Source organism: Microbulbifer bruguierae (assembly GCF_029869925.1).
Taxonomy (GTDB): Bacteria; Pseudomonadota; Gammaproteobacteria; order Pseudomonadales; family Cellvibrionaceae; genus Microbulbifer; species Microbulbifer bruguierae.
Genome location: NZ_CP118605.1, coordinates 4,033,029 through 4,057,092 on the forward strand (window position 1 = coordinate 4,033,029; position 24,064 = coordinate 4,057,092).

The 24,064-nt window shown below is 57.6% G+C and carries 17 protein-coding genes; 12 read left to right on the top strand and 5 right to left on the bottom strand.

Annotated features, from left to right (window positions below):
* Positions 1-117 precede the first annotated feature (117 nt).
* From PVT68_RS16520 to PVT68_RS16535, 4 genes are all read right to left on the bottom strand, one after another.
* Complete coding sequence (locus tag PVT68_RS16520) at positions 118-2,916, bottom strand: TonB-dependent receptor plug domain-containing protein (protein WP_280320013.1); 2,799 nt, start codon at positions 2,914-2,916, stop codon at positions 118-120.
* Positions 2,917-3,246: 330 nt separating this feature from the next.
* On the bottom strand, positions 3,247-6,141 hold the full coding sequence (locus tag PVT68_RS16525) for a TonB-dependent receptor (protein WP_280320015.1): 2,895 nt from the start codon (positions 6,139-6,141) through the stop codon (positions 3,247-3,249).
* Between the two features lie 136 nt (positions 6,142-6,277).
* Positions 6,278-7,372 carry a FecR family protein gene (locus PVT68_RS16530; RefSeq protein ID WP_280320017.1) on the bottom strand — a complete coding sequence of 365 codons (1,095 nt, stop codon included), beginning with the start codon at positions 7,370-7,372 and terminating at the stop codon, positions 6,278-6,280.
* Between the two features lie 419 nt (positions 7,373-7,791).
* The gene (locus tag PVT68_RS16535) at positions 7,792-8,322 is read right to left on the bottom strand and encodes an RNA polymerase sigma factor (protein WP_280320019.1); all 531 of its coding nucleotides are present in this window, start codon (positions 8,320-8,322) and stop codon (positions 7,792-7,794) included.
* Between the two features lie 337 nt (positions 8,323-8,659).
* On the opposite strand from PVT68_RS16535, the gene dnaX reads away from it, so the two are divergent.
* The 10 genes from dnaX to PVT68_RS16585 all read left to right on the top strand — a co-directional run bounded on the left by dnaX (position 8,660) and on the right by PVT68_RS16585 (position 17,614).
* Positions 8,660-10,843, top strand: a complete 2,184-nt coding sequence (dnaX, locus tag PVT68_RS16540; RefSeq protein WP_280320021.1) for a DNA polymerase III subunit gamma/tau — start codon at positions 8,660-8,662, stop codon at positions 10,841-10,843.
* Positions 10,844-10,933: 90 nt separating this feature from the next.
* Positions 10,934-11,281, top strand: a complete 348-nt coding sequence (locus PVT68_RS16545) for a YbaB/EbfC family nucleoid-associated protein (protein WP_280322547.1) — start codon at positions 10,934-10,936, stop codon at positions 11,279-11,281.
* A 132-nt stretch (positions 11,282-11,413) separates the two neighbouring features.
* Positions 11,414-12,016: a recombination mediator RecR gene (gene recR / locus PVT68_RS16550; RefSeq protein WP_280320024.1), complete on the top strand. Its 603-nt coding sequence runs from the start codon at positions 11,414-11,416 to the stop codon at positions 12,014-12,016.
* A complete protein-coding gene (gene rnd / locus PVT68_RS16555; RefSeq protein ID WP_280320026.1) occupies positions 12,016-13,164 on the top strand; it encodes a ribonuclease D in 1,149 nt (382 codons plus the stop codon). Before recR ends, rnd begins: the two co-directional genes overlap by 1 nt.
* On the top strand, positions 13,164-13,454 hold the full coding sequence (locus PVT68_RS16560; RefSeq protein WP_280320027.1) for a YcgL domain-containing protein: 291 nt from the start codon (positions 13,164-13,166) through the stop codon (positions 13,452-13,454). Before rnd ends, PVT68_RS16560 begins: the two co-directional genes overlap by 1 nt.
* Before the next feature lie 50 nt (positions 13,455-13,504).
* Positions 13,505-13,960, top strand: a complete 456-nt coding sequence (locus PVT68_RS16565) for a YcgN family cysteine cluster protein (RefSeq protein ID WP_280320029.1) — start codon at positions 13,505-13,507, stop codon at positions 13,958-13,960.
* Between the two features lie 51 nt (positions 13,961-14,011).
* Complete coding sequence (locus tag PVT68_RS16570; RefSeq protein WP_280320032.1) at positions 14,012-14,377, top strand: hypothetical protein; 366 nt, start codon at positions 14,012-14,014, stop codon at positions 14,375-14,377.
* Between the two features lie 257 nt (positions 14,378-14,634).
* Positions 14,635-15,315 (top strand): YEATS-associated helix-containing protein, encoded by a 681-nt coding sequence (locus PVT68_RS16575; protein WP_280320034.1) that lies wholly within the window; start codon positions 14,635-14,637, stop codon positions 15,313-15,315.
* 197 nt (positions 15,316-15,512) lie between these two features.
* Complete coding sequence (locus PVT68_RS16580) at positions 15,513-16,358, top strand: AAA family ATPase (protein WP_280320036.1); 846 nt, start codon at positions 15,513-15,515, stop codon at positions 16,356-16,358.
* A gap of 74 nt (positions 16,359-16,432) precedes the next feature.
* Positions 16,433-17,614, top strand: a complete 1,182-nt coding sequence (locus PVT68_RS16585; protein WP_280320038.1) for a vWA domain-containing protein — start codon at positions 16,433-16,435, stop codon at positions 17,612-17,614.
* Between the two features lie 185 nt (positions 17,615-17,799).
* Here the strand turns inward: PVT68_RS16585 and PVT68_RS16590 are convergent, their stop codons facing one another.
* A complete protein-coding gene (locus tag PVT68_RS16590) occupies positions 17,800-19,281 on the bottom strand; it encodes a peptide MFS transporter (protein ID WP_280320040.1) in 1,482 nt (493 codons plus the stop codon).
* A gap of 230 nt (positions 19,282-19,511) precedes the next feature.
* Between PVT68_RS16590 and hrpA the strand changes: the two genes are divergently transcribed.
* Together hrpA and PVT68_RS16600 are read left to right on the top strand one after the other, a co-directional pair.
* On the top strand, positions 19,512-23,426 hold the full coding sequence (hrpA, locus tag PVT68_RS16595) for an ATP-dependent RNA helicase HrpA (RefSeq protein WP_280320042.1): 3,915 nt from the start codon (positions 19,512-19,514) through the stop codon (positions 23,424-23,426).
* A 311-nt stretch (positions 23,427-23,737) separates the two neighbouring features.
* Positions 23,738-24,046 (top strand): HvfA family oxazolone/thioamide-modified RiPP metallophore, encoded by a 309-nt coding sequence (locus PVT68_RS16600; RefSeq protein ID WP_280320044.1) that lies wholly within the window; start codon positions 23,738-23,740, stop codon positions 24,044-24,046.
* Positions 24,047-24,064: the final 18 nt, after the last annotated feature.

The window sequence follows — 24,064 nt, forward strand, 5'->3', positions numbered from 1 at the left end:
CAGGTACAAAATTTGTACAGCGGCGGGGTGGGGTAAAGAGAGTCGAGTAGGAAAAGAGCGGAGGCAAAAGAAAGCCCCGCCGGAGGGGCGGGGCAGAGAAAGGAGAGGAGAACGGAATCAGAATTTCAACGTGACACTGCCGTAGAAGAAGCGGCCGACGGTGTCGTAGCTTCTCATCAGGGTGTTCATATCGTCGTAGTTAGTGACGTAGGGGGGCTGCTGGTTCCACATGTTGCGGATACCCGCGGAGACGGTGAAGTTCTCCCAGCGGTAGTAGGAGAAGTTCATGTCCTGATACCAGTGGGTATCAATATGCGTGGCCAGATCGCCTTCACTGGGATCAAAATCATTCACCCCATCGTCCACGCGCAGGGTAGTGGTTGCGGTCCAGCAATCGTACTCATAGCCAAGGGTTGCGTAGAACTTCCATTCCGGGAAGGCCACGATTGCGGTGGTTACCGGGTCTGCGCCGAAGTATCCCGCCAGGTCGATGGTGGGGTCTTCGGAGCTGCCGCGGTATTTCCACTCATGCAGGTAGGTGGCGGTGGCATTGATCGTTACCACGCCGGGGCCGGCCGGCATGCTGTAGTCGAAGCCGATGTCGACACCAGAGGTTTCAAAGGTGGCAACGTTCTGGCTGTTTAATAATTGACCGGCGATGGTCAGGTCATTGGCGCGATGGTCCGGTGCAGCGGAGGAGGGGCTGATGCCTACTGCGGGAGCGCCGGTGATCAGTTCACACAGGGGGGAGCTGAAGTTGGGGCTCTCGTAGCATCCCTGCACAATGGTGTTGGTGGTCAGAGTGCCAATGGCGTCGTCGATACTGATGTTGAAGTAGTCCAGGGTGAAGCCCATATCATCGGTAAAGGTGGGGGTCCACACGATACCGATGGTGTAGCTTTCGGATTTCTCCGCTTCCAGATCCGCGTTACCGCCAAACAGACCAGTGGCCTGGGTGGTGATGGTGGTGCCGGGGGCAATGCCATCGGCCTGACAGTTGGCCACTAAGTTGGCGTTGTCATTCAGACTGTAGTCATTACAGGGATCTGCATAGGTTTCTGCGGATACGGTAGGCGGCAGGTAGAGGTCGTCGAGGCCCGGTGCGCGGAAGCCTTCGGAGTAGGTGCCGCGGAAGCGCAACTGTTCCAGGGGCGCATATTCCAATACCACGCCGAAGGTGGTGTCATCGCCGATGGTGCTGTAATCGGAATAGCGGAAAGAGGCTTCCAGGGCCAGGACTTCAACCCAAGGGCGGCCTTCCATAATGGGAATGCGCACCTCGCCGTAGAATTCGTCGACGTTATAGCGGCCGCTCCAGGAATCGCCGCTGACAAAATAGATTTGTCCGATCTGGGCGGCGCCGTCGGCAATGATTTCAACATCTTCTGAGCGATGCTCATAGCCGACCGCCCACTGGGGTGCTTCGCTGGACAGAGACCAGTCGCCGAAGTCGCCCACCAGGTTGGCCTGGAAGCTGCGCAGGGTGGAGCGCTCAACCGGTGAGTTGGTGATGAGCGCATAGTCCTGCATTTCCTGAGTCAGGGTTCCTTCGGTGAAGGGATCCCATGCTTCTACGCCAGAAGCTTCCAGGGCCTCAACACAGCCAGGATTGATAAATTCCCCTTCGCTATCCACCGCGTTACAGGCATCCGGGTCGAGCAGATTCTGGAAGCGCACGGTGTTGCCGCGGCCGCGGTCAATTTGCGCATCCACCCAGCGGGCGTAGTTGTAGGAGAGGTCCCAGGTCCACTCGTTACACCATTCGCCCTCAAAGCCGACAACGCCGCGCCAGGTATTCAGGTCCTGGGTAAATGCACGGCCACCGGTTTCTTCAAGACGACGGCCTATGTTTACCGGCTCACCTATTGGGTTGTAGGGGTTGGTTACCGGCACTTCCGGTCCCCAGAAAGTACCTTCGGCGGCCATCAGCTGATCGGAACGGCGGTTGACGAACGACAGCTCGGTAAAGGCGTTGATGGTGGTGACATCTTTCCAGTCGTACAGCTCATAGCTTCCGTAGCCGTACATTGAGGCCACTTCCTGCGGCGTGATCAGGTAGCTGACGTCAGCAAAGTTGTACGCGTCGATGGTCGAATCGAAATCCCGGACCAGACCGGTTACCGGGTCGACGATCAGCTGGTCGCTGTTGGCGACCGGGGAGAAACGTGCGGGGGTCGTTGTTGAGCTACCCGAGCACACGACGTTGCCGCCAATTTCTGCCAGTGGACATTCGGAAAACCGGCGCTGTGATTGAAAGATATCGTCGCGCTTGGTGTACTGGGCATTGAGCATGACGTGGCCGCGATCATTTGCCGCGCCGATAGTCATCGCTGCCAGGTATTCATCGCCGTCGCCGTGGGTGGATGAGCCGTAGTTGGCTGTGAGCTCTGCGCCCTCAAAGCCCTTTTTGGTGATGATGTTGATAACCCCAGCGATAGCGTCGGAGCCATAAATAGTGGAGGCACCATCACGCAGGATTTCCACGCGCTCAATTACCGAGGTGGGAATGGTGTTGAGGTCGACCACGCCGGTGGCGCCGGCGGATGAGCTCAGGCGGCGGCCATTCAAGAGTACAAGCGTACGGCTGGCACCCAGACCGCGCAGTGATACCGTCGCCAGACCGGCACTGCCGTTGTTCACGGACGAGCCCAACTGGCCACCGGTCATGGACGGAATATCCTGCAGGAAATCTTCCAGTGTTGTCTGGCCGGATTGCTCCAGCGCCGCAGCGTCAAACACGCTGATGGGGGTGGCGCTATTGGCGTCGGTTGCACGTTGAATACGAGAACCGGTTACGACAATTTCTTCAACCTCTGCCTGTACATCCTGAGCAATGGATACGTTTGAAAAACTGGATGTAACGGCTGCCGCTGCGATCGCGCCCTTAATTGCCCGAGAAAGACGGGTTTTGTCCATGGTATACCTCTCCTGATACCGCAAATGTACGCCGAATTTGGCCGCGCCCTCCCTGACAACTGCTTACTTCTATCAACAGAGGCTTGCTAAAACCCTAGAACAATTTTTCTTCATTCAAGGTTTATCGTGAATGAAATTGCGCCTTTGGTACGTTGGTGCCAAATGTTGCGTCATGCGGAGGGAAAAATACGAATACGGTGTGCGTCAGTTTTCAGTGTGAGGTGGAGACAGGGTGACAGCCATAGCGCGAGAGGCACTGGTGTCTGATGACAGCATAGCGCTGAAAATCGGATGCGAAACCGCGGCGTGTTGGCTGCGTTAGATACTGTGTTAGATATTGAAGGTAATGGTGGTATACCAGTAGCGCCCGGTCAGTTCGTAAGTGCGCCCGTCAAAATTATCGTTGAATGCCGAGGCGGCAAATGGCGGAGCCTCGTCCAGCAGATTGTCGATACCCACGGCGAAGCGGAAACCGCGCGGCTCGCTGTAAGCCAGTTGCAGGTCGTGGGTGGACCAGCTGTCAATGGTGCGGCTGATCACCTGATCATTAAGAGAGAAACTCTCCATAAGATCGCCGACGTAATGGACGGTGTAGCCGCCTTCCCAGCGCCCTCGTTGCCAGTAAATTCCGGTATTGGCTTTCCAGTCCGGCAGTGATCCAGCGCCGCCGCTGGCGGGGTCGATGAAGGTCCCGGCCAGATCGTCGACCGGGCTGCCCGGGGCCAGCTGATTCAGGTATTGCAGTAGGTAACTGCTGTTTACCGACCAGCGCAGTAGTCCGAGTTTTTTACTGTGATGTTGATAGCGCAGTGTGGAATCCACGCCGCGTACTTCACGCGCGCCAATATTCAGTCGCGTTGCTATTACCCGGATGATATCGCCGCGCTCATCGCGGATAACGCGATCACTGAATAACCCGTTGATGGCATTTTCGTTGATCAGATACTGGGGGCTGGTATCGATGACGTCGTTCTGGCGAATTTCAAACAGATCGATGCTGGTATGGAAGCCGGTAACGTCGCCGGGGGTCCATACCAGACCGAGAGAACGGTTGTCGGAGGTTTCCGGTTTCAGGTCCGGGTTGCCGCCGAATTCGGTCAGGTACTGGATGCGATCCTGGTCGGCAATGCCGACACACCCTGGCAGGTCTGCGGCGTTACTGTTGGTACAGGGGTCAAACAGGTATTCCTGGCTCTGGTGTCCGGTCTGGTTCATGTCTACCAGCGTTGGCGCCTTGAAGCCGGTGGCGTAACTGGCGCGCAGCAGCAAAGACGGCACGGGGCGCCAGCGTATGGCGATTTTTGGGTTGGTGGTGCTGCCAAAATCGCTGTACTCCGAAAAGCGAACAGCGCTGTCCAGCCACAAGGTGTCCTCACGCAGGGGCACAGAAAGTTCTGCAAATGCTTCGCCGATCAGACGTTCGCCCTTGGCCGCGCCGGAGGCGACGCCACCGATCAGGGATAATCCGTCCGAGTCGGTGGAGTTGAAATCAATGGCTTCACGGCGGACTTCGATACCCGCTGCGGCGAGTACACTGCCCGCGCCGCTTTCCCACAGTGGACCGTCAGCAATATAAGTCACCGAGTTCATGCGACTCGCGCCATTGACCCGATTCTCGCTCAGAATGTAGTCGAGCTGCTCCTGCTCGATACTGCCCGGGGCACCAAGCAGGTCCACTGGTACGCAGCCGTTTGTTTCGCTACATATCTCGGGGCCCTTGAGGGCAGCAGACAAGCGATGGGGGTCGAGCAGATTATTCAGGGTTTCCTTGGCGCGGGTGTAGTGTGCAGCGGCGGTTAGCTCCCACTGCCATTCGTCTACCAAGCCACGGAATCCCGTGTTCATGCGCCAGGTTTCGGTACTGTTGCTCTGGACCCTGGGACCGAGCTCTATGATCCGTTTGCGCACATCGGTAATGTCTTCACCGAATGGGTTATACACCTGATCGGCCGCAATCGTCAGATCCCCATTGTCGAAGCGGGTAAACACAGGTGTCGGCGCCAGGGTGGAATCGGAGTGGGTGGTGATTGCCATGAGTTCGGCGTAAGTCTCCACACCCTCTTTGAGTGTGTGGTTGCCGGCGATATACAGGGACTGGCGCTCCGAAGGCACTAGTGCTGACGTATATTCACGGAAGTTGTAGAGGTCTTCCTGTGTCCAGTCGCGGTAACCGTTTTCTGCATTGGTCACTACGCCGTCAGCAACTGCGATGTATGCCTGGGGAGAGGCGGATGATCGCAGATCCGTGCCTCCCCTTGCGCGGTTGTCGGCGGAGGCTGACAGCGCGCGGTCGCGGCTGAGAATTTCATCCTGGTAATAGTGCGCCAGGCTGAACATCAGGTGGCTGTGTTCATTGCCGGTACCCCAGGTAAGGCTATAGGAGCCGGTGTCCTGGTCGCCGCGCTCTGCCTGGCCGTAATAACTATTGACGGACAGCCCGTCAAAATCCCGCCGCAGGATGATATTCACCACTCCCGCAATGGCATCGGAACCGTAAACCGCGGAAGCGCCATCTTTCAGAACTTCGATGCGATCCACCGCGGACAGGGGGATGGTATTCAGGTCCGCCGCTTCGCCGCCAAAACCGTTGCTCACAATGCGTCGACCGTTGATCAGCACCAGAGTGTTGCTGGCGGGCAGGCCGCGCAAGGTCACTGTGGCGGTACCGTTGCCGCCATTGGTCACAGAGGTGCTGGTGGAGTTGCCGGATACTGCAGGCAGGAATTTCAGCAGTTCCGCCACGGTCTGGGCGCCGGTAATTTCCAGTTCTGGTTGCGCCAGCACGTCGATAGGTGCGTAGCTGTCCAGCTTGAGATGACGCAGGTGGGTACCGGTGAGACTGCGTCCCGTCACCGTGACTTCCTCTGCGGGTAACGGATGGGTTGCCGTTGTCACCCTATCTGACTCTTGTGGCTTCGCGATGATCGCGATGGCGTTGGTGCCAGTATGGGTAAACGTCAGCGGCGTATTGTCGAGCAGTTGATGCAGCGCGGGAGCGATACTGCCGTGCGGTGTTTCAATATTAAGGCTTGGGGTAACGAGGGTGGCGGCGTTGTCGGCCTGTACTACCAGCGAAATACGGCATTGGCGGCCCAGGGAAATCAGTGCGCGGGACAGGGGGCCGGAAGGAATTTGGACTCCCGATGTTGGGCAGGCAGCGGCGGTACTCTCTGCGAGTACCAGCAGTCCAGTCAGCGACAGAGTTACCCAGTGCCGGAAATACATTGCTCTCGTTTCACCCGTGCATTCGGCGCGATCAGCGGCCGAGTGCGTCTTATTCTTTCTGTTTGAATTGTTGTGGTGTAGGGATCGCAGGCTTGTGGCCAAAAAAAATACGATCGCGCGAAGCGAGTTTTATATATTAGTTAGACGCGGGTGACAAGAGAGTCAGGTTGGGATCGCTGTTGTCCTGGGTTAGACCAAGGGCTGCGGCGATGGCCGACAGGGTATTTTCCGGGTCGGTCAGTTCGAAAGTGCCGGACAGAGTCTGTTCCCGTACATCGGAGGCGGCCGCTGCGGGAACCTTGAGGTAGCGGTTGAGTTCTTCCAGAGCCTCGTTGAGCGGGGTTTCGTCGAACACCAGCTGTCCGCGGGTCCAGTCCAGGGCCTCTTCCGGTGAAGTGCGGGCCACGTCGGAAAGGCCACTGCCGGAAACACTTACTTTCTGGTTGCGGGTCAGTTTGACCGCTTCTGGCTGCAGGCCGCTGGCGGAGTGGGTTTCGCTTACGGCAACCACACCCTCGGTCACAGAAATTCTGGTGTTATCCGGGTTGCGCTCGATATTGAATTGGGTTCCCAGTACGCGAATGTTGGCAGTACCTGCGGCCACGGTGAAGGGGCGTGAGGTCTGGCGGGCCACGTCGAAATAGGCCTCACCACGCAGTAACTGGGTGCGGCGTTGCTCACGACTGAAATTAATGATCAGCTCTGAATTGGTGTTCAGTTGCACCACGGAGCCGTCCGGCAGGGAAACGGTGCGTGTTTCGCCAATAGCGGTGGTGTACATCTGCTGCTGAAGTGGGGCCTGCTCGAACCATTGGTTGCCGACCCACAGGGCAATACCGAAGCAGGCCGCAACGGCACTGCCACCCAGCAGCCACTGGGGGAGATACCAACGGGAAGTCTCTGAGTCGGACGGTGCGCTGGGGGTGGGGCGTGAGGAATGGCGCGGGGATGGACGCGAAGGCGCATTATCTGGCGACACGCCTCGCTTCCGGGTGGGTACACTCTCCGGGTAAAGTTCGTCGAGAGGAAAGCGGGAGAGAACCCCGAGGTCACCCCAGAGTTCTGCCATTTCGTCGAATGCCTGGCGGTTCGCGGCGGACTCAGACATCCACGCGGTAAAAGCGCGGCGGTCAGCATCGCTGAGCGCGTCGGAGCGCAGGCGCGCAATCCAGGTACATGCCTGGTCGAGCCTGTCTTCCGCTAGTACTTTTTGTACTTCCTGGGGGATCACCGCGCTAATACCTTTTTTTCTTTCCAATAACTTGTATATTTGCCTGCCAGGGATGCCAATCGAGCAATTTGGACATTTCGGAACACGTTAAATTCCGACTGCACTGTCACGCACCATAATGGTGCTGAATGTTGGCGCTCAAATCAACGTTCCTGATCTTCCTGTGCAATTTCTGCGATAAAACACCGCAAAATTTAGCACAATCTTCTCGCGTAGTCCGTAGTTTCTTGTCCGGATACCGCCGCTTATATGAAAGACGAACGACCGCACTAGTCCCTCAAAAATATTTTTCATTTCGTGCCGTATTGCGGTGCACGTTTTCTCCGGGTGTGCCAAATGTGGTCACGGCGTGGTCGCGACCATTCTGAAGCGTCAAAAAATGACGTGTTTTGGGGTTTGGCACAGGAGAGGGGCACCGCTCAGGAATAGCTTCCTACTTTCTGTCTACAGGCTTTTAATGCCTGCAGTATGTACTTCTCGACACTGCTCACGGATATGTTCATTTCCTGAGCGATTTCGGTGTAAGACAGGCCGCGATTGCGATGTAGCAGGAAGGCCTGGCGGGACTTGAGCGGCAGGCTGTCCATAGCGTCGTGAATGGCCTGCAGCTGCTGGCGCGCAGCGAGCACCCGTTCAGGGGACTGGTGGTCGGCATGCTCGTCGTCTGCAGCAGTGGCGCCTTCGGCGGGCAGCTGCTGGCTGATGTAGTCAAAATGCAACTTACCGCGACGCAGCTGATCTACCGCCAGGTTGTTGGCGATCTGAAACAGGTAGGCGCGGGGGTTTTCCAGATCCTTCTCACTGCTGAGCTTCTGTAGGCGAAGGTAGGCATGCTGGCAAATATCTTCGGCGTCTTCGGTGCTGCGCACAATGCGGGTTACAAAGCGCACCAATGCCTGGCCGTGATCGGCGAAAAGCTTCTCCAGAAGTGTCTTCCGGGCTTTATTCATTAGTCAGCGGGGTCCCCGTACAGCGCTAGTCAACATTGTTATAAGGCAGGCGCCGGCAGTTATAACACAGTGACTTGCTGTCGACGAGTGGTCGTTTTGTCACGATAAGGTGACTTTTTCCTCCGTGCACTGCTGAGTCCCCTGTGGGCGGTGACTTTTGGCGGGTCACTATTCCTGCGCGATGATGCCGGTATAATGGCCAGCTTATCAACAATAGCGGCCCGCAGACCTGCGACCCCGGTCGGGGTTTTGGTCTGTCCTAAATCGCTGGCACTATTTGCCGGCTTTATTGCTGTTCAAATTAGTAAAGCAAGGCACCAGAGGGTGCGGAGTACGAATGAGCTATCAAGTACTGGCACGCAAGTGGCGGCCGCGGTTATTCCGGGAGATGGTGGGGCAGGAGCATGTGCTCCAGGCGCTGATCAACGCCCTGGACAACAATCGCCTGCACCACGCTTATCTGTTCGCCGGTACCCGCGGGGTTGGTAAAACCACCATCGCGCGGATTCTCGCCAAGTGTCTCAACTGTGAAACCGGCGTCAGCTCCGAGCCCTGTGGTCAATGCTCGGTGTGCCGGGAGATTGCGGATGGGCGTTTTGTTGACCTGATCGAGGTGGATGCGGCGTCCCGCACCAAGGTAGAAGATACCCGTGAGCTGCTCGAGAACGTGCAATACGCGCCTACCAGAGGGCGCTACAAGGTGTATCTCATCGATGAGGTGCATATGCTCTCCAACAGCTCGTTCAATGCGCTGCTAAAAACCCTGGAAGAGCCACCTCCCCACGTCAAATTCCTGCTGGCCACCACAGACCCGCAAAAGCTGCCAGTGACGGTGCTTTCCCGCTGTCTGCAGTTCAACCTCAAGAATATGAGCCCGGAACGGGTCGTTGAACACCTGCGTTTCGTGCTGGAAAAAGAACTGGTGCCTTTTGAAGAAGCTGCACTCTGGCATCTGGGGCGTGCCGCCGATGGCAGTATGCGTGACGCCATGAGCCTTACGGATCAGGCCATTGCCTTTGGTGGTGGCAAGATCAGCGAGGCGGAAGTGCGCGCCATGCTTGGTACCCTGGACAGCACCCTGGTGTGGAAGCTGGTTCAGGCGCTGGCGGACGAAGATCCTTCCGCGCTGTTTGCCGCGGTAAACGAACTCTCGCAGCAGGCACCAGATTACAGTGCAGCGTTGGCGGAGCTGGCGGCCATTCTGCACCGGATTGCCATTGCCCAGGTGCTGCCGCAGGCCGTTGATAACGCGCTGGGCGATGCCGAGTTACTGGCGAATCACGCTGCCGCCATCCCTGGGGAAAACATCCAATTGTTTTACCAGATGGCGCTTCTCGCCCGGCGCGATTTACCGCTGGCTCCAGATCCCCGCGGCGGTTTTGAAATGGCACTGCTACGCATGCTGGCATTCAAGCCCCAGGGGGTCGCGAATATACCCACCGCGAGCCTCGCCGGGGCCGGGCAGTCTGTCGCGCCGTCTGCACCGACGCCCGCAGCGGAACCCTCACAGATAGCGCAGGCGCCCCGACAAATTGAAGCATCCGGTCAAGCTGCGCCAGAACAGCCGTCTCCGCCTCCGATGGAGCAAGCGGCTCCACCGCAATGGAATTCTCCAGAGACCGTGCAGGAACCGATATCTCCGCCGGTGCAGGATGATGCTCCCCCCTGGTCGGAAGAGCCGCAGTCATCACCATCGAGCGAGCGCTCCTTCCCGTCTGAAGCTCGGCCGGTGCCCCAGGCACAACCGCAATCGGACACGCGGCCAGAGCCCGAGCCTGCACCGCAATCGGTGCAGCCAGGGCAAGATACCGTCTGGAGCGAAAGCGGAAAAAAGCCGATAGCTGATCGCGAGCCGCAACCGATTGCGGTGGAGGCAGCTTTGACGCAATCAGTGGAACAATCGATGGCCGCGCAAGAGGCACCGCCCTGGGCATCTGAACCAGAGTCGCGCGCTGAAGTCCCGGTTCCAATTGCCACCGAAAATGACAGCGTGGTGGATGAGCGGGTAGCCATGCGCGAGCGATTGCGCCAGCAGGTAGCTGAAGTGCAATCCGTCCCGGTTCCCCAGTCCGTTGCGGTGGAGCCCCGGTCGGTATCGCAATCCCGGCAGGCCAGGCCAGAGGCAAGGCTCGATGCCCTGTCGCCGGGCAGCTGGCCGGCCATGTACCCGCAAGTAGGGGTGGCCGGCATACTGCATTCCATTGCCCAGCACCTGGAGTTGATCGGGCGGCAGGACAATATACTGTCATTTACCCTCGACGAGTCGTTCAGCAGCCTGTACGACGAAGGTCACCAGCGCCGCCTGGGCGATCAGCTGAGTGACTTTTTCGGGCAGCCACTGACGGTGCAGATCCAGGTTGGTCAAGTCCACGGTGGTACCCCGGCGCGACTGATCGCCGCTACCCGTGAAGCACAGTTGCTCTCTGCCCGGGACGCCCTGAACCGAGATCCTGTGGTGCAGGATTTGCAGGCTGAGCTCGGTGCGCAGCTGATACCGGACTCGGTCGAGTACCTGGGTTGAGTACCCGGGTTGAGTACCAGGTGACGCTCAGGGTTATCGCTGTGCCCTGAGACCGCCGATTAAAAAGTTTGATTGAAGGTGATTCCGATGATGAAAGGTTTGGGCGATTTAATGCAGCAGGCCCAGAAGATGCAGGCCGACATGCAGGAACGCATGGAAAAAATGCAGAAGGAACTGAGCGATCTGCGGGTTACCGGCGAGTCTGGTGCCGGCATGGTGAAAGTCACCATGAATGGTCGCCACGATGTCGTGGATGTGAGCATCGACCAGAGCCTGCTGGGTGAAGACAAGGAAATGCTCGAGGATTTGCTTGCCGCAGCCGTCAACGATACCGTGCGGCGAGTGGAAGAGGCTGCGCAGAAAGTGCAGAAAGATCAGATGGGCGGCCTGGCTGCCGGTATGAATCTTCCGGAAGGATTCAAATTCCCGTTCGGTTGATTTGCCGTAAATTGGCTGCTAGTTGGCCTCTAGCTAATTGGTCTCTTTCTCCAATTGATTGTCACGAAGAATTACCAAGCCCTTTATTGATTTCAGGGCCCTGAAGGGGCCCTTTTTAATTGAACGCAAGCTATGTTCAGCCCCCTTATTGAAGACCTTATCCGTGCACTGCGCTGCCTGCCGGGCGTCGGCCCCAAGTCTGCTCAGCGCATGGCCATGTACCTGCTGGAAAAAGACCGCGACGCTGCCGGCCTGCTGGCCAGCTCACTGCAACAGGCGGTGGAAAAAGTCGGTCGCTGCAGTCGCTGTCGGACGCTGACAGAACAGGATATCTGTTCCCTGTGTAATAACAGCCGTCGCGATCACTCGCTATTGTGTGTAGTGGAAACCCCGGCGGATGTACTTGCCATTGAGCAGGCTGGCAATTACCACGGCCTCTATTTCGTACTGCATGGACACCTGTCTCCTATCGACGGCGTCGGTCCTGCAGACCTGGGGCTGGATCTGCTCGGCGAGCTTTTGGGGGATCAGGAGAATGGCGGCATCCGCGAGCTGATTATTGCTACCAACCCCACCGTGGAAGGCGAAGCGACGGCACAATTTATCGCCGAGCGTGCGCGGGCCCGCAGTGTGGCTGTCAGCCGCATTGCCCATGGCGTGCCTATTGGCGGCGAACTGGAATACATCGATGGCGGCACCCTGGCGCACGCCTTTAACAGCCGGACGGTGTTGTAATGCCTGAACAATCGAGCAGCCCGCAAAAGCATCTGGTAGACACCACGCCCATCTGGGTCGACAGCAGCGAGCAGCTGGCAGAACTCTGCGCGCGCTGGCGCACCCAGAGCGCGGTGGCACTGGATACCGAGTTTATGCGCAGCCGAACCTTTTACCCGTTGCCGGCACTGGTGCAGGTAGGCGACGGCAAACACTGTTACCTGATCGATAACCTCGCCATTGACAATCTGGAGCCGCTAAAGGCGCTGCTTCTGGATACCAGCGTGGTCAAGATCATGCATTCCTGCAGCGAAGATCTGGAAACCCTGGGCCGACTGCTGGGCGCGGTTCCCGAACCGATTTTTGACACTCAGGTCGCCGCTGCAATTAGCGGAATGAGCGCGGGACTCGGCTACGCCGCAACCGTGCAGCAGATGTTGCAGATTGAATTGCCCAAGAGTGAAACCCGTTCTGACTGGTTGCAGCGGCCGCTGAGCGAATCCCAGAAAAATTATGCGGCGCTGGATGTGGCCTGGCTGCCACTGATCTACGGCATGCTGTTGAAGAAACTGCGGGAGCAAGACCGATTCGAGTGGCTGCGGGAAGACTGCGCGTCTATTGTGCGCGCGGCCCGCGAAACTGAGCCGCCGGAGCTCTATTACCTCAAGGTCAAGGGCGCCTGGCGGCTGCGCGCCAACCAGCTCGCGGTATTGCAGGACCTTTGTGCCTGGCGCGAACGGGAAGCGCGCTTGCAGGATGTCCCGCGCAATCACCTGCTGAAAGAAAATATCTGCCTGAGTCTTGCCCAGGCGATGCCGAAATACCTCGCCACGTTGGCGCAGCCGGGGCTGGAAGGCAAAACACTGCGCAAATACGGCGAGACACTGTTGCAGACAATTACCAGCGCCAGTGAGCGCACGGATCTGCCGCCGCGCCTGCCATCGCCACTGAACCGCGAGCAGGGCGAGCAGCTCAAGGCACTGCGCAACTGCGTCGCGCAACTGGCTGAAACTGCGGGGCTGCCGGCTGAAATTCTGGTGCGGAAAAAAGAGCTGGAAACCCTGGTTCAGTCACCGCAGCCCAAACTGGAAGGCCGTCTCACAGGATGGCGCCGCGAGATCGTGGGCGAGCCGCTACTGCAACAACTGAATGCCCTGAGACATAGCTGATGAAAATTCTGTGTGATATTTACCGCAGCCCGCGGGAAAGTGAAATGTACCTGTATGTGGAAAAGCAACAGGGAATGGCGGCGGTGCCGGAAAAACTGCAAACACTGTTTGGCAATCCGGTACTGGTTACCACGATGCTGCTGACCGCAGAGCGCAAGCTGGCACGTGCAGATGTGGAAAAGGTCATGAACGCGCTGCAGGATCAGGGCTACTATTTGCAGATGCCGCCGGTGGTCGATGACGAAATACGGGCGATTGCCGCGCAGAACAGCAAGCTTCCCCGTCGCTGAGGCGACAGTATCGAAGTGAGCATGTCGAGGCAGAGCGGGAGAAGGCCGTTGTGGTAAGCCAAAGACCTTTCTGGCAGCGCAAGACCCTGGCGGATATGACGCCGGCGGAATGGGAATCCCTGTGCGATGGCTGTGGCCGCTGCTGCCTGCACCGGCTCGAAGACGAAGACACAGGTGAGGTTTATACCACGTGTGTGTCCTGCAAATTGCTGGATACCCATAGTTGCCAGTGCACGGATTACCCCCGGCGCAAACAACTGGTGCCAGACTGTATCCAGCTGACACCGGCCGATGCGGTCAGTTTTACCTGGCTGCCGGCCACCTGTGCCTACCGCACACTGGCGGAAGGGCGACCACTGGCGAGCTGGCATCCGCTGGTGTCTGGGGATCCTGCTTCCGTGCATGCGGCAGGTATATCGGTACAGGACAAGGTGATCAGTGAATCCGAAGTGCATCCGGATGATTATCAGGATCACATTGTTATCTGGGTCGATGACGTCGGCTAGGATTCACCGAAATCAACCAACAACCGCAACATTCAGAAGAAAGAAAATACGATGGCAGAAGAGTTCAAATTGGCTTGGGCGGTATACGCCGGTGGGGTAGTGGTATTACTGGCTGCAGGCTGGTGGTTTATGCGCAACTGGAACTGGTCTTGGCTGCGCAATCTGTTTTTACTGGAGGCGGCCACGTTACTGCTGGTCCCGGCGCGGGGGACTACCGCCGATGGCCCTCTGAGTCCGGTATTGCCGCTGTTCGTCTATCAGACAATTTTTGAGGATGAAGGTGCGTCTCCCGAAGTGGCGGCAACGCTGGTGTTTTCCGCTGCTGGCGCCTTTGCGGTAATGTTGGTGGTCGGCATCATTATGCTGATGATGCGCCGGCGCAAAGACCGCCCCATGACGGAAAATGACCAATACTGAAGTTCACGTGCGCCGGTTATCGGACAGAGCGGTAACTGGCGCCAATCCCCTCCCGCTGTGGCCCAGCGCTACAGCCTAATACCCCGCTAACTGCTATATCTAATAGTGCCCGCAACGAGTGCCGGCAACAATCCCGCCCGCCGATGGGCCTACCGATTGCGTGGCGGCGAATGGCTCATCAATGAGCCTGGGCGCACGCTTTCATAGCTGACAAATCACAAAAAGTCGTTAACTGCGTATTGGGCGAAGGGACAGGGATGCTCGACCACCTGCTTATTCTGACTGCGGTCATGCTGGTCTCCGGAATTCTTGGCGGCCTGGTGAATTACTACCAGATGCTATTTACCGAGGAGGACCCAGCCGGTCTCGCGCGTTGTCTGATCATGGGGCTGTGCGGTGCGCTGATGGTGCCCATCTTCCTCAAATTCACCCAGAGCGACCTGCTGATCGAAATCCAGGGCGACCCGTCCCGTCTGCTGATATTTACCGGCTATTGCCTGCTCGCTGCTATCGCCTCGCGCATGTTCGTATTCAATGCCGCCCGCCGCCAGCTGCGGGATGCCAGCATTGCCCGCGCGCGGGTAGAAAATCTGGAGCAGGAGATCCGCGCCATGCAGCTGGAGATGATGCCGCTGCTGGAGCATGAAATTGAAGGCGATCCGGATCAGGGGCCGACGCTGGACTTCAATCAGATTCGCAAACTGGACGACAACACGTTGCAGGTGCTGGGTCTGCTGAATAATGGTGACTGCGTATTCCGCTCCCTGGCTGGTATGGTGCAGGAGGGAAATATGGAGTCCAACTCTGTAGCCCGTGCGCTGAACAGCCTGCTGGTACTGGAAATGGTGGGCAAGATACACAGTCACCTGGGAATTCGCTGGTACATTACCGATAAGGGTCGCCAGGTCGTCCGCCGCCGTCGCGCCCAGGTCGCCTGATCGACAGACCGCGGAGCTCCGGCTCCGCAATCGCACTCCCCGGCCTTCTCTATTTCATGACCACTGGTAATTCATTGGTCACCTTTCCCCGGCACCCGGCCACTGCCGTCACCCAATCTGACAGAATCCGCCTTTGGCCCCGTTGATCGCTTCCTTTACCATGGGCGTTTTTCGATCGAAGCGTACTCGGAGCACCCATGAAATTCACCGGAACCGACAATTATGTCGCCACCGACGATCTGCAGATGGCGGTGGATGCAGCAGTAACCCTGCAGCGCCCGCTGCTGATCAAGGGGGAGCCCGGCACCGGCAAGACACTGCTGGCGGAAGAAGTGGCCAGTAGCCTGGGGCTGAAGCTGATTCAGTGGCATATCAAATCCACCACCAAGGCCCAGCAGGGGCTGTATGAATACGATGCGGTATCGCGCCTGCGGGATTCCCAACTGGGGGTGGATCGGGTTCACGATATTGGCAATTACATCAAGAAGGGCAAACTGTGGGAGGCCTTCGCGGCCGACGAGCGGGTGGTATTGCTGATTGATGAAATCGACAAGGCGGATATCGAATTCCCCAACGACCTGTTGGTGGAAATCGACCGTATGCAATTCTTCGTCTACGAGACCGGAGAGACGATCACGGCCAAGCACCGCCCGATTGTGATCATCACTTCCAACAACGAAAAAGAATTGCCGGATGCCTTCCTGCGCCGCTGCTTTTTCCACTACATCGGCTTCCCGGACCGCGCCACCATGCACAAAATCGTGGATGTCCACTATCCGGATATCAAGCGAGAGCTGGTGACGGAGGCGATGGATATTTTCTTCCAGATCCGCGACGTGCCGGGCCTGAAGAAAAAGCCTTCCACCTCTGAGTTGATCGATTGGCTGAAACTGTTACTGGCGGACGATATTCCCGAAGAAGTCCTGAAAAACCGCGACGCCACCTCCGCCATTCCGCCGCTTTACGGCGCGTTGCTGAAGAACGAGCAGGATGTACATATGCTGGAGCGGCTGGCGTTTATGGCGCGTAGAGAAAACCGCTGACAGCCGATTGTTGGGCAAAGCCTAGCGTGCCCAACATCCCGTTCGGTCTTTAGTCCGCCCAACAGGTAAGCCCAATGCTCATCGGATTTTTCCTGAATCTCCGCCGCTATCAGCTCCCGGTTTCCATCACCGAGTTACTCTCGTTACTGGAGGCCCTGCAGCAGCGTCTGGTCTATGCCAATCTGGACGAATTCTATTTCCTCGCCCGCACGTGCATGATCAAAGACGAAAAGCATTTCGATAAATTTGATCGCGCTTTCGCTGCCTATTTCAAGGACCTTGAAACGCTCGACGATCTCCTCGAGCAGATGATCCCGGAGGACTGGTTGCGGGCTGAGTTTCTGAAGCAGTTATCGGAAGAGGAAAAGGCCAAAATCCAGTCCATGGGTGGGCTGGAAAAGCTGCTGGAAGAATTCAAGAAACGCCTTGAAGAACAGAAGGAACGACACAGCGGCGGCAACAAATGGATCGGCACCGGCGGCACCAGCCCGTTTGGCAACAGTGGCTATCATCCTGGCGGTATCCGCGTGGGTGGGCAGAGTCGCAACAAGTCTGCCTCCAAGGTCTGGGAGAAGCGCCAGTTTCGAAACCTGGATGATAGCATCAGCCTGGGTACCCGAAATATTCAGGTCGCGCTGCGCAAACTGCGCAAATTCGCCCGCACTGGTGCGGCGGAAGAGCTGGATCTCAATGACACCATCCGCTCCACCGCACGCAATGCGGGCCTGCTGGATATCAAGATGGTGCCGGAGCGGCACAATGCGGTAAAAGTTCTGATTTTTTTTGATGTCGGTGGTTCCATGGATCCCTACGTCAAGCAATGTGAGGAGCTGTTTTCCGCCTGTCGCAGTGAATTCAAGCACCTCGAATACTTTTATTTCCACAATTTTATTTACGAACACGTGTGGAAAGACAACCAGCGTCGCTATAGCGAATCCACGCCGCTGGTGGAAGTTCTGCGTACCTATGGCAAAGACTACCGGGTAATTTTCGTCGGCGATGCCGCCATGGCCCCTTACGAAATCACCAGCCGATTTGGCAGTGTTGAACACATGAACGAAGAATCCGGCGCGACCTGGATGCAGCGGGTAACTGACACTTACGAAAAGCTTGTATGGCTGAATCCGACTTCAGAAGAGTACTGGCCCTATACTGCCAGTATTGGCATGGCCCGGAAGCTGGTGAGCGATCAGATGTATCCAATGACGATCGAAGGTCTGGATAAGGCGATTGCTTATCTCGTTAAAGGCAGGTAGTTGCTATTTGGCCTTGGTACTGGTGCTCTGTATTTCTAGGGTGGCGGCAAGGCACCGGGGGCGGTTTTTCAGGACCACTGTGAACCCATCCCTGGGCGTTGCGGCGCAAACATCCTGTTTGCGACACTCCTGAAAACCCGCCCCCGGTAGCGGCACTGCTACGAAGCAGATTCGAAGTGCAGACGTCACTCCCCAAACTTCCTCTGAGGTGCCACATCGTGGTCGGCAGTAATGCCGAATTCTTTTTTGGTCGTGTCTTTCACAACGGTGTGGTCTTCCTCGGCGCCGTGCATCCAATCGACCAGTTTCTCGCGGATAAAGAACAGAATAATACCGGCAATAATCGCTGCTGCAGCAACACCGCCAAAGGTCGCCAGTGGACCCGACTCGCCAACCAGCTTACCGATTTCCGCAGCGCCTTTGTTGGCAATACCGATAAACGCAAACCACAGGCCCATCATCAGCGACAGGTAACGCAGGGGCGAGAGCTTGGTCACCATCGACAGGCCGATGGGCGACAGGCACAACTCACCTATGGTGTGGAATATGTACGCCACCACCAACCACCAGGGGCTCGCCTTGGCCGTTTCGGAATCGCCAATCTGCAGCGCCGCGCCCACCATGGAAATAAAACCCAGCCCGAGGAAAATCAGCCCCAGGCTGAACTTGGCCGGTGAGGTCGGCTCGTGGGAGCCCAGTCCGACCCAGATACTCGCCACGATCGGTGCCAGGATGATGATAAACAGCGGGTTGACCATCTGCAGCCAGCTGGCGGGAATCTCAAAACCGAAAATATGCAGGTCGGTGTTGTACTTGGCGAACAGGTTCATGGAGCCCGCTGCCTGTTCAAATCCCGCCCAGAAAATGACGGTAAACAGGCCCAAAACCAGGATCACCTTGATACGGTCGCGCTCTTCCAGCGTGAGTGGGCGCTTTTTGTCCTGGTTGCTCAGATTTGGCGTCAGCCCGAGTTTTGCCGAAGGCTGGTTGCCGATTTCACCGAGGAATTTATCCGCCTGGGTCAGCTGTAGAATCAGCCCCAGCAGCATGCCGAGACCGGCCACCACAAACGCCAGTTGGTAGTCGACTTTCTCACCGATCCAGCCGATTACCAGATAGCCGAGAATCGATCCCAGGTTGATCCCCATATAGAAAATCGTAAACGCCGTATCCCGGCGTTTGTCGCCTTCCTCGTAGAGGTCACCGACCATGGTGGAGATATTGGGTTTGAAAAAACCGTTGCCGATAATCATCAGCGCCAGCCCCAGCCACAACATGTAGATTTCGGTACCATCTGGCAGCCACTTGTGTGGAAAACCAAGGGCGAATTGCCCAAGCATCATCAGCACACCACCGAACATGATGCAGCGACGCTGCCCCCACTTGTTGTCCGCCATCCAGCCGCCGATGATTGGGGTCAGGTACACCAGCATTGCGTACCAGCCGAGATAGCTCAGCGCCTTGGATTGCAGTTCAGTGTCGGAGAGTGCCTCCCAGCCAAATACCGCCGCACTGGCGGCCGAGGTGAGGTAAAACACAAAGATGCCGCGCATACCGTAGTAGCTGAGGCGCTCCCACATCTCGGTTCCAAACAGCAGGAACAACCCCTTCGGGTGGCCCATCATTTCCCCAGCGGTGGCCGGGGGTTTTGGCTTGAGATCTTGCATGGATGCTCCTTTAAGAGTCCTCACGCTGGTGAAACCAGACCGCTGGACGGGCCTGAGGTGCTGGCGTTGGAAAATTGTCGCGCGCAAATACCACATTGATGGGTTGTAATGCGCGTCACTGACCTGAGTATAGGTCAGGCGTAACGCCCGCAAGTGTAGGGACAGACCCCGGTGGTCCCCAGCAGGTATAATCGCTGGTTTGCAGTATTTTCCCGGATTGCCAGTCACTTATGAGTCAAGACTCCGCCCGCCCAACCCCACCGCAAGCACTGCAGCAGCTGCAGCAACGTGTCTCCCTGTGCATGGGGCGAGACCGCTTTCGCCTGCAGCGCACCCTGAGCAATGCCCGCCGGCGACTGCAAGAAGGCAAGCCGGCGGACCGAATGCTGGAGCAATTGGAAGCACAGATCACGGCTTCGCAGGCACTGGCAGAAGCGCGCCGGAGCAAATTGCCGTGGGTAGAGTGGCCGGAAGAGCTACCGGTGGTGGCGCGGCGACAGGAGATCGCCGAGCTGATCGCGGCCAACCAGGTGGTGGTGGTCGCCGGTGAAACCGGTTCCGGTAAAACCACGCAGCTGCCGAAAATCTGCCTGGAACTCGGGCGCGGTATATTCGGCCAGATCGGCCACACCCAGCCGCGCCGAATCGCCGCGCGCACGGTGGCCAACCGCATTGCCGAAGAATTGGGGCAGCCGCTGGGGGACTCGGTGGGTTACCAGGTGCGGTTTACCGATCAGAGCACCGAGCACACCCACGTAAAATTGATGACCGACGGTATTCTGCTGGCGGAAATCCAGCGGGACCCGCTGCTCAGTCACTACGATACCCTGATCATCGATGAGGCCCACGAGCGCAGCCTCAATATCGACTTCCTGCTGGGTTACCTGAAAACCATTCTGCCGAAACGCCCGGATCTGAAGTTGATCATTACTTCGGCCACCATCGATCTGGAGAAATTTTCCCGGCATTTCCACGATGCGCCGATTATCGAGGTATCGGGCCGCACTTATCCGGTGGAAATCCACTACCGCCCGCCGGCGGACAGTGATGCGGATCTCAACGAGCAGATCATCACAGCGGTAGAAGAGCTGCTACAGGAGGAAAAATCCTCCCCTCGTCGCGGCGGCGACATCCTGATTTTTATGAGCGGCGAACGGGAAATCCGCGAATGTGCCAAGGCATTGCGGGACGCGGAGCTGGCGCATATCGACGTCCTTCCCCTCTACGCGCGTTTGAGCCTTGCAGAGCAGAGTCGGGTATTCGCACCACACAAGGGCCGCAGAATCGTACTCGCCACCAACGTGGCGGAAACCTCGATTACCGTGCCCGGCATCCGCTATGTGATCGACCCTGGGACTGCGCGCATCAGCCGCTACAGCTATCGCAGCAAGATTCAGCGGTTGCCGGTGGAGGCCATTTCCCAGGCCAGTGCCAACCAGCGTGCGGGTCGCTGTGGGCGGGTCAGTGCCGGCGTGTGTATCCGCCTGTACGAGGAAAACGACTTTCTTCAGCGGCCGGAATTTACCGATGCGGAAATCCTGCGCACCAACCTTGCCGCAGTTATTCTCCAGATGCTGCAGTTGCGCATCGGTGACATCCGCGATTTTCCGTTCGTGGATCCGCCGGATCAGCGTCTGATCAACGACGGTTACAGCCTGTTGCAGGAACTGCAGGCGGTGGATGGCAAAGGCGGTGTTACCAAGCTTGGGCGCGCGCTGTCACGTCTGCCCCTGGACCCTCGTCTGGGGCGTATGCTGATGGAATCCGGCGCAGCCAATAGCCTGCGCGAATTACTGATTATTGTCAGTGCGCTGGCGGTGCAGGACCCCCGCGAGCGACCCGCGGAAAAACGCCAGGCGTCTGATGAAAAGCACAAACAGTGGTTGCATGAGCAATCGGATTTTCTGACCCTGGTGAACCTGTGGGATGGCTATGAGGCACAGCGCCAGGAACTGAGCCAGAACCAGTTGCGTAAATGGTGCCAGAAAAACTTTCTGTCCTGGCTACGCCTGCGGGAATGGCGAGACATCCACCACCAGCTGCGTGTGGCCATTCGCGATCTGGACCTGAAAATGAATCGCGAGCCCGCGGATTACGCCAGTGTGCACAGGGCGATTTTGCCGGGTCTCTTGGGCAATATCGGTGTGCGGGATGAAAACAAGGAATTTGTCGGTTGCCGCAATCGCCGCTTTCACATTTTCCCCGCGTCCGGTCAGTTCAAAAAGCCACCACCCTGGGTTGTTGCCGCGCAGCTGCTGGAAACCAGCCGCCTGTTCGCCCACACGGTGGCAAAAATCGAACCCGAGTGGGTGCTGGCATGCTCTGAGCACCTGGTCAAACGCAATTATTTCGAGCCCCACTACAATCCGCGCTCCGGTGCGGTAATGGCGTTTGAAAAAGTCACGCTCTACGGGCTGGTGCTGGTCGACAAGCAGCGGATCCACTACGGCAAGCTGGATCCGGTGGTGGCGAGGGAAGTCTTTATCCGCGAGGCTCTGGTTGAGCGCCGCTACCGTGGCAAAGGGAAATTTTTCCGGCACTACGGTGATCTGCTGGCAGAGCTTGAAGATCTGGAAGCCAAGTCCCGCCGCCGGGATATCGTGGTGGACGACGAGGTGGTGTTTCGCTTTTTCGATGAGCGTATTCCCGAGGATATCGTCAACCTCGCCGGATTTGAAAAATGGCGCAAGCAGGCGGAGCAGCAAGATCCACAATTGCTGTTGATCCCCCGCGAACTGATGATGCAGCAGGACGCCGGCCATGTGGGTGAGGCGCAATTCCCGGACTCCCTGATCAGCGGAGGTATCGAATATCCGCTCAGTTATCACTTCGAGCCAGGCACCCCGGAAGATGGGGTAAGTATCCAGGTACCAGTCGGAGCCCTGCACCAGGTTCCTGCAGCGCGCCTACAGTGGGTAGTGCCGGGCATTCTGCGGGACAAGTGCATCGCGCTGATCAAAAACCTGCCGAAACAGCATCGCAAACATTTTGTGCCGGTTCCGGCGGCGGTGGACAAGGCGTTGCCGCGTATGCAGGCCGATAACACTCCGTTGTGGCAGGCATTGGCCTATGAACTGAAGCGTCAGACCGCGATCACATTGCCTGATGCGGACTGGGAAGCCGCGGAGCAGGGCGTGGAAGACTTTTATCGCTTCAATATCCAGGTGCTGGATGAAAAGGGCAAACTGCTGGACCAGGGGCGGAACCTCGCCGCGCTACAAGCGCGCTACCGCGATCGCGTTCAGCAGGAGCTGGCCAGTGCCGGCGATGACTTCGAGCGTGAGGGTATTACGAGTTGGGATTTTGGTGATCTCCCGCAAACCCATCAGCTGGATCAGGGTGGCCTCAAGGTGCGGGCCTATCCGGCACTGGTAGCGCAAAAGGACAGTGTCGATCTCAAGCTCATGGACAATCCCGATGAAGCGCGCCAGCTAACCCGCGCCGGTATCTGTCGCCTCGCCATTTTGCATCTGCCGGAGCCGGTAAAGTACCTGCGCAAGGAGCTGCTTAAGGGCAAGGAGCTGGGATTGAGTGCGGCAGATCTCGGGCGCCGGGAAGAGGTGGCGGACGATATTCTGATGGCTGCAGTGCGCGAATGTTTCTGGCCGGATGAAGTCTGGCCGCGCAGCGAAGCTGAATTCCTGAACGCGTTGCAACAACGGGAAAAACTGGTGGGCGTTGCCCAGGAAATTGGTGAGGTGTTGGTAAAAGTACTCGCACAACTGGTGCCCCTGCGCAAACTGATAAAACAGCAAAAAAATCTGGCGGTGGCCATGGCGGTGGCGGATATTAATCGCCAGCTGCAGGGACTCTTCTATCGCGGCTTTCTGTTTCAAACCCCGCTGGAATGGTTGCGGCAGTATGGCCGTTACCTGAAGGGGATAGAGCTGCGGCTGGAAAAGGCGGCGCTGGACCCGAATCGTGATCGCAAGCTTAGCGCCGAATTTCAGCAGGCTGACGAGCCCTATCAGGCAGAAGCGAGCAAGCGCGAACCGCTGTTGCTGGCGGGGGATCCCGAGCTGCTGCAGTATCGCTGGATGCTGGAGGAATTTCGGGTATCGCTATTCGCGCAAACCCTGAAAACCCTGATGCCGGTTTCCATCAAGCGGCTGCGTAAGTTCTGGTCCGATATTGCTGCCAGTTGAATTGGAGCGGGGACACCATACACCCTGAAGCGCCAGCGCTGTCATGGCTGTCTTGGGCGCGCTGTGTAATTGTCCGCTAATAATTCTCTCGCCAGTGTAAGAAATGCGTGCATGGGACGACCAATCTATGGAGTATGGTACTGTGAACTGGGTTCACAGAATGCCAGGCCTCGTAGAATAGGGCGCCGGTAGCGTTGGTCTGACTGTTGAACCAATTCCTTGCCGGCAGCCTATAATCCGGGGGCGGCGGTTTTCGCGCCGTGTCCGCGAGTAGTCCAAACATCCCATGACGTCTTAACAGGAGAACTGCCATGAACAAGAAGAATCTGCCCCTTGCGGCGGCCGTAGGCGCTGCCTTTATTGCTTCTGCCACCCTGAGTGTATCCACCGCGGCCAACCCCTTTAGTGCCACCGAACTGTCCGCCGGCTACAACCTGAAAATGGCGGATGACGACAAGAAGAAAGAAGGCAAGTGCGGCGAAGACAAGCAAAAAGAGGGTAAGTGCGGCGAGGGCAAGGAAAAAGAGGGCAAGTGCGGAGAGGGTAAGAAGAAAGAAGGTAAGTGCGGAGAAGACAAAAAGAAAGAAGGCAAATGTGGTGAGGGCAAGTGCGGCACCTGATTGCAGACTGAACCTCTG

What these genes read in the sequence shown, in the direction of transcription:
- PVT68_RS16520 (WP_280320013.1), bottom strand. Translation starts at nt 2,916, where the DNA reads ATGGACAAAACCCGTCTTTCTCGGGCAATTAAGGGCGCGATCGCAGCG.
- PVT68_RS16525 (WP_280320015.1), bottom strand. Translation starts at nt 6,141, where the DNA reads ATGTATTTCCGGCACTGGGTAACTCTGTCGCTGACTGGACTGCTGGTA.
- PVT68_RS16535 (WP_280320019.1), bottom strand. Translation starts at nt 8,322, where the DNA reads ATGAATAAAGCCCGGAAGACACTTCTGGAGAAGCTTTTCGCCGATCAC.
- dnaX (WP_280320021.1), top strand. Translation starts at nt 8,660, where the DNA reads ATGAGCTATCAAGTACTGGCACGCAAGTGGCGGCCGCGGTTATTCCGG.
- PVT68_RS16545 (WP_280322547.1), top strand. Translation starts at nt 10,934, where the DNA reads ATGAAAGGTTTGGGCGATTTAATGCAGCAGGCCCAGAAGATGCAGGCC.
- recR (WP_280320024.1), top strand. Translation starts at nt 11,414, where the DNA reads ATGTTCAGCCCCCTTATTGAAGACCTTATCCGTGCACTGCGCTGCCTG.
- rnd (WP_280320026.1), top strand. Translation starts at nt 12,016, where the DNA reads ATGCCTGAACAATCGAGCAGCCCGCAAAAGCATCTGGTAGACACCACG.
- PVT68_RS16560 (WP_280320027.1), top strand. Translation starts at nt 13,164, where the DNA reads ATGAAAATTCTGTGTGATATTTACCGCAGCCCGCGGGAAAGTGAAATG.
- PVT68_RS16570 (WP_280320032.1), top strand. Translation starts at nt 14,012, where the DNA reads ATGGCAGAAGAGTTCAAATTGGCTTGGGCGGTATACGCCGGTGGGGTA.
- PVT68_RS16575 (WP_280320034.1), top strand. Translation starts at nt 14,635, where the DNA reads ATGCTCGACCACCTGCTTATTCTGACTGCGGTCATGCTGGTCTCCGGA.
- PVT68_RS16580 (WP_280320036.1), top strand. Translation starts at nt 15,513, where the DNA reads ATGAAATTCACCGGAACCGACAATTATGTCGCCACCGACGATCTGCAG.
- PVT68_RS16585 (WP_280320038.1), top strand. Translation starts at nt 16,433, where the DNA reads ATGCTCATCGGATTTTTCCTGAATCTCCGCCGCTATCAGCTCCCGGTT.
- PVT68_RS16590 (WP_280320040.1), bottom strand. Translation starts at nt 19,281, where the DNA reads ATGCAAGATCTCAAGCCAAAACCCCCGGCCACCGCTGGGGAAATGATG.
- hrpA (WP_280320042.1), top strand. Translation starts at nt 19,512, where the DNA reads ATGAGTCAAGACTCCGCCCGCCCAACCCCACCGCAAGCACTGCAGCAG.
- PVT68_RS16600 (WP_280320044.1), top strand. Translation starts at nt 23,738, where the DNA reads ATGAACAAGAAGAATCTGCCCCTTGCGGCGGCCGTAGGCGCTGCCTTT.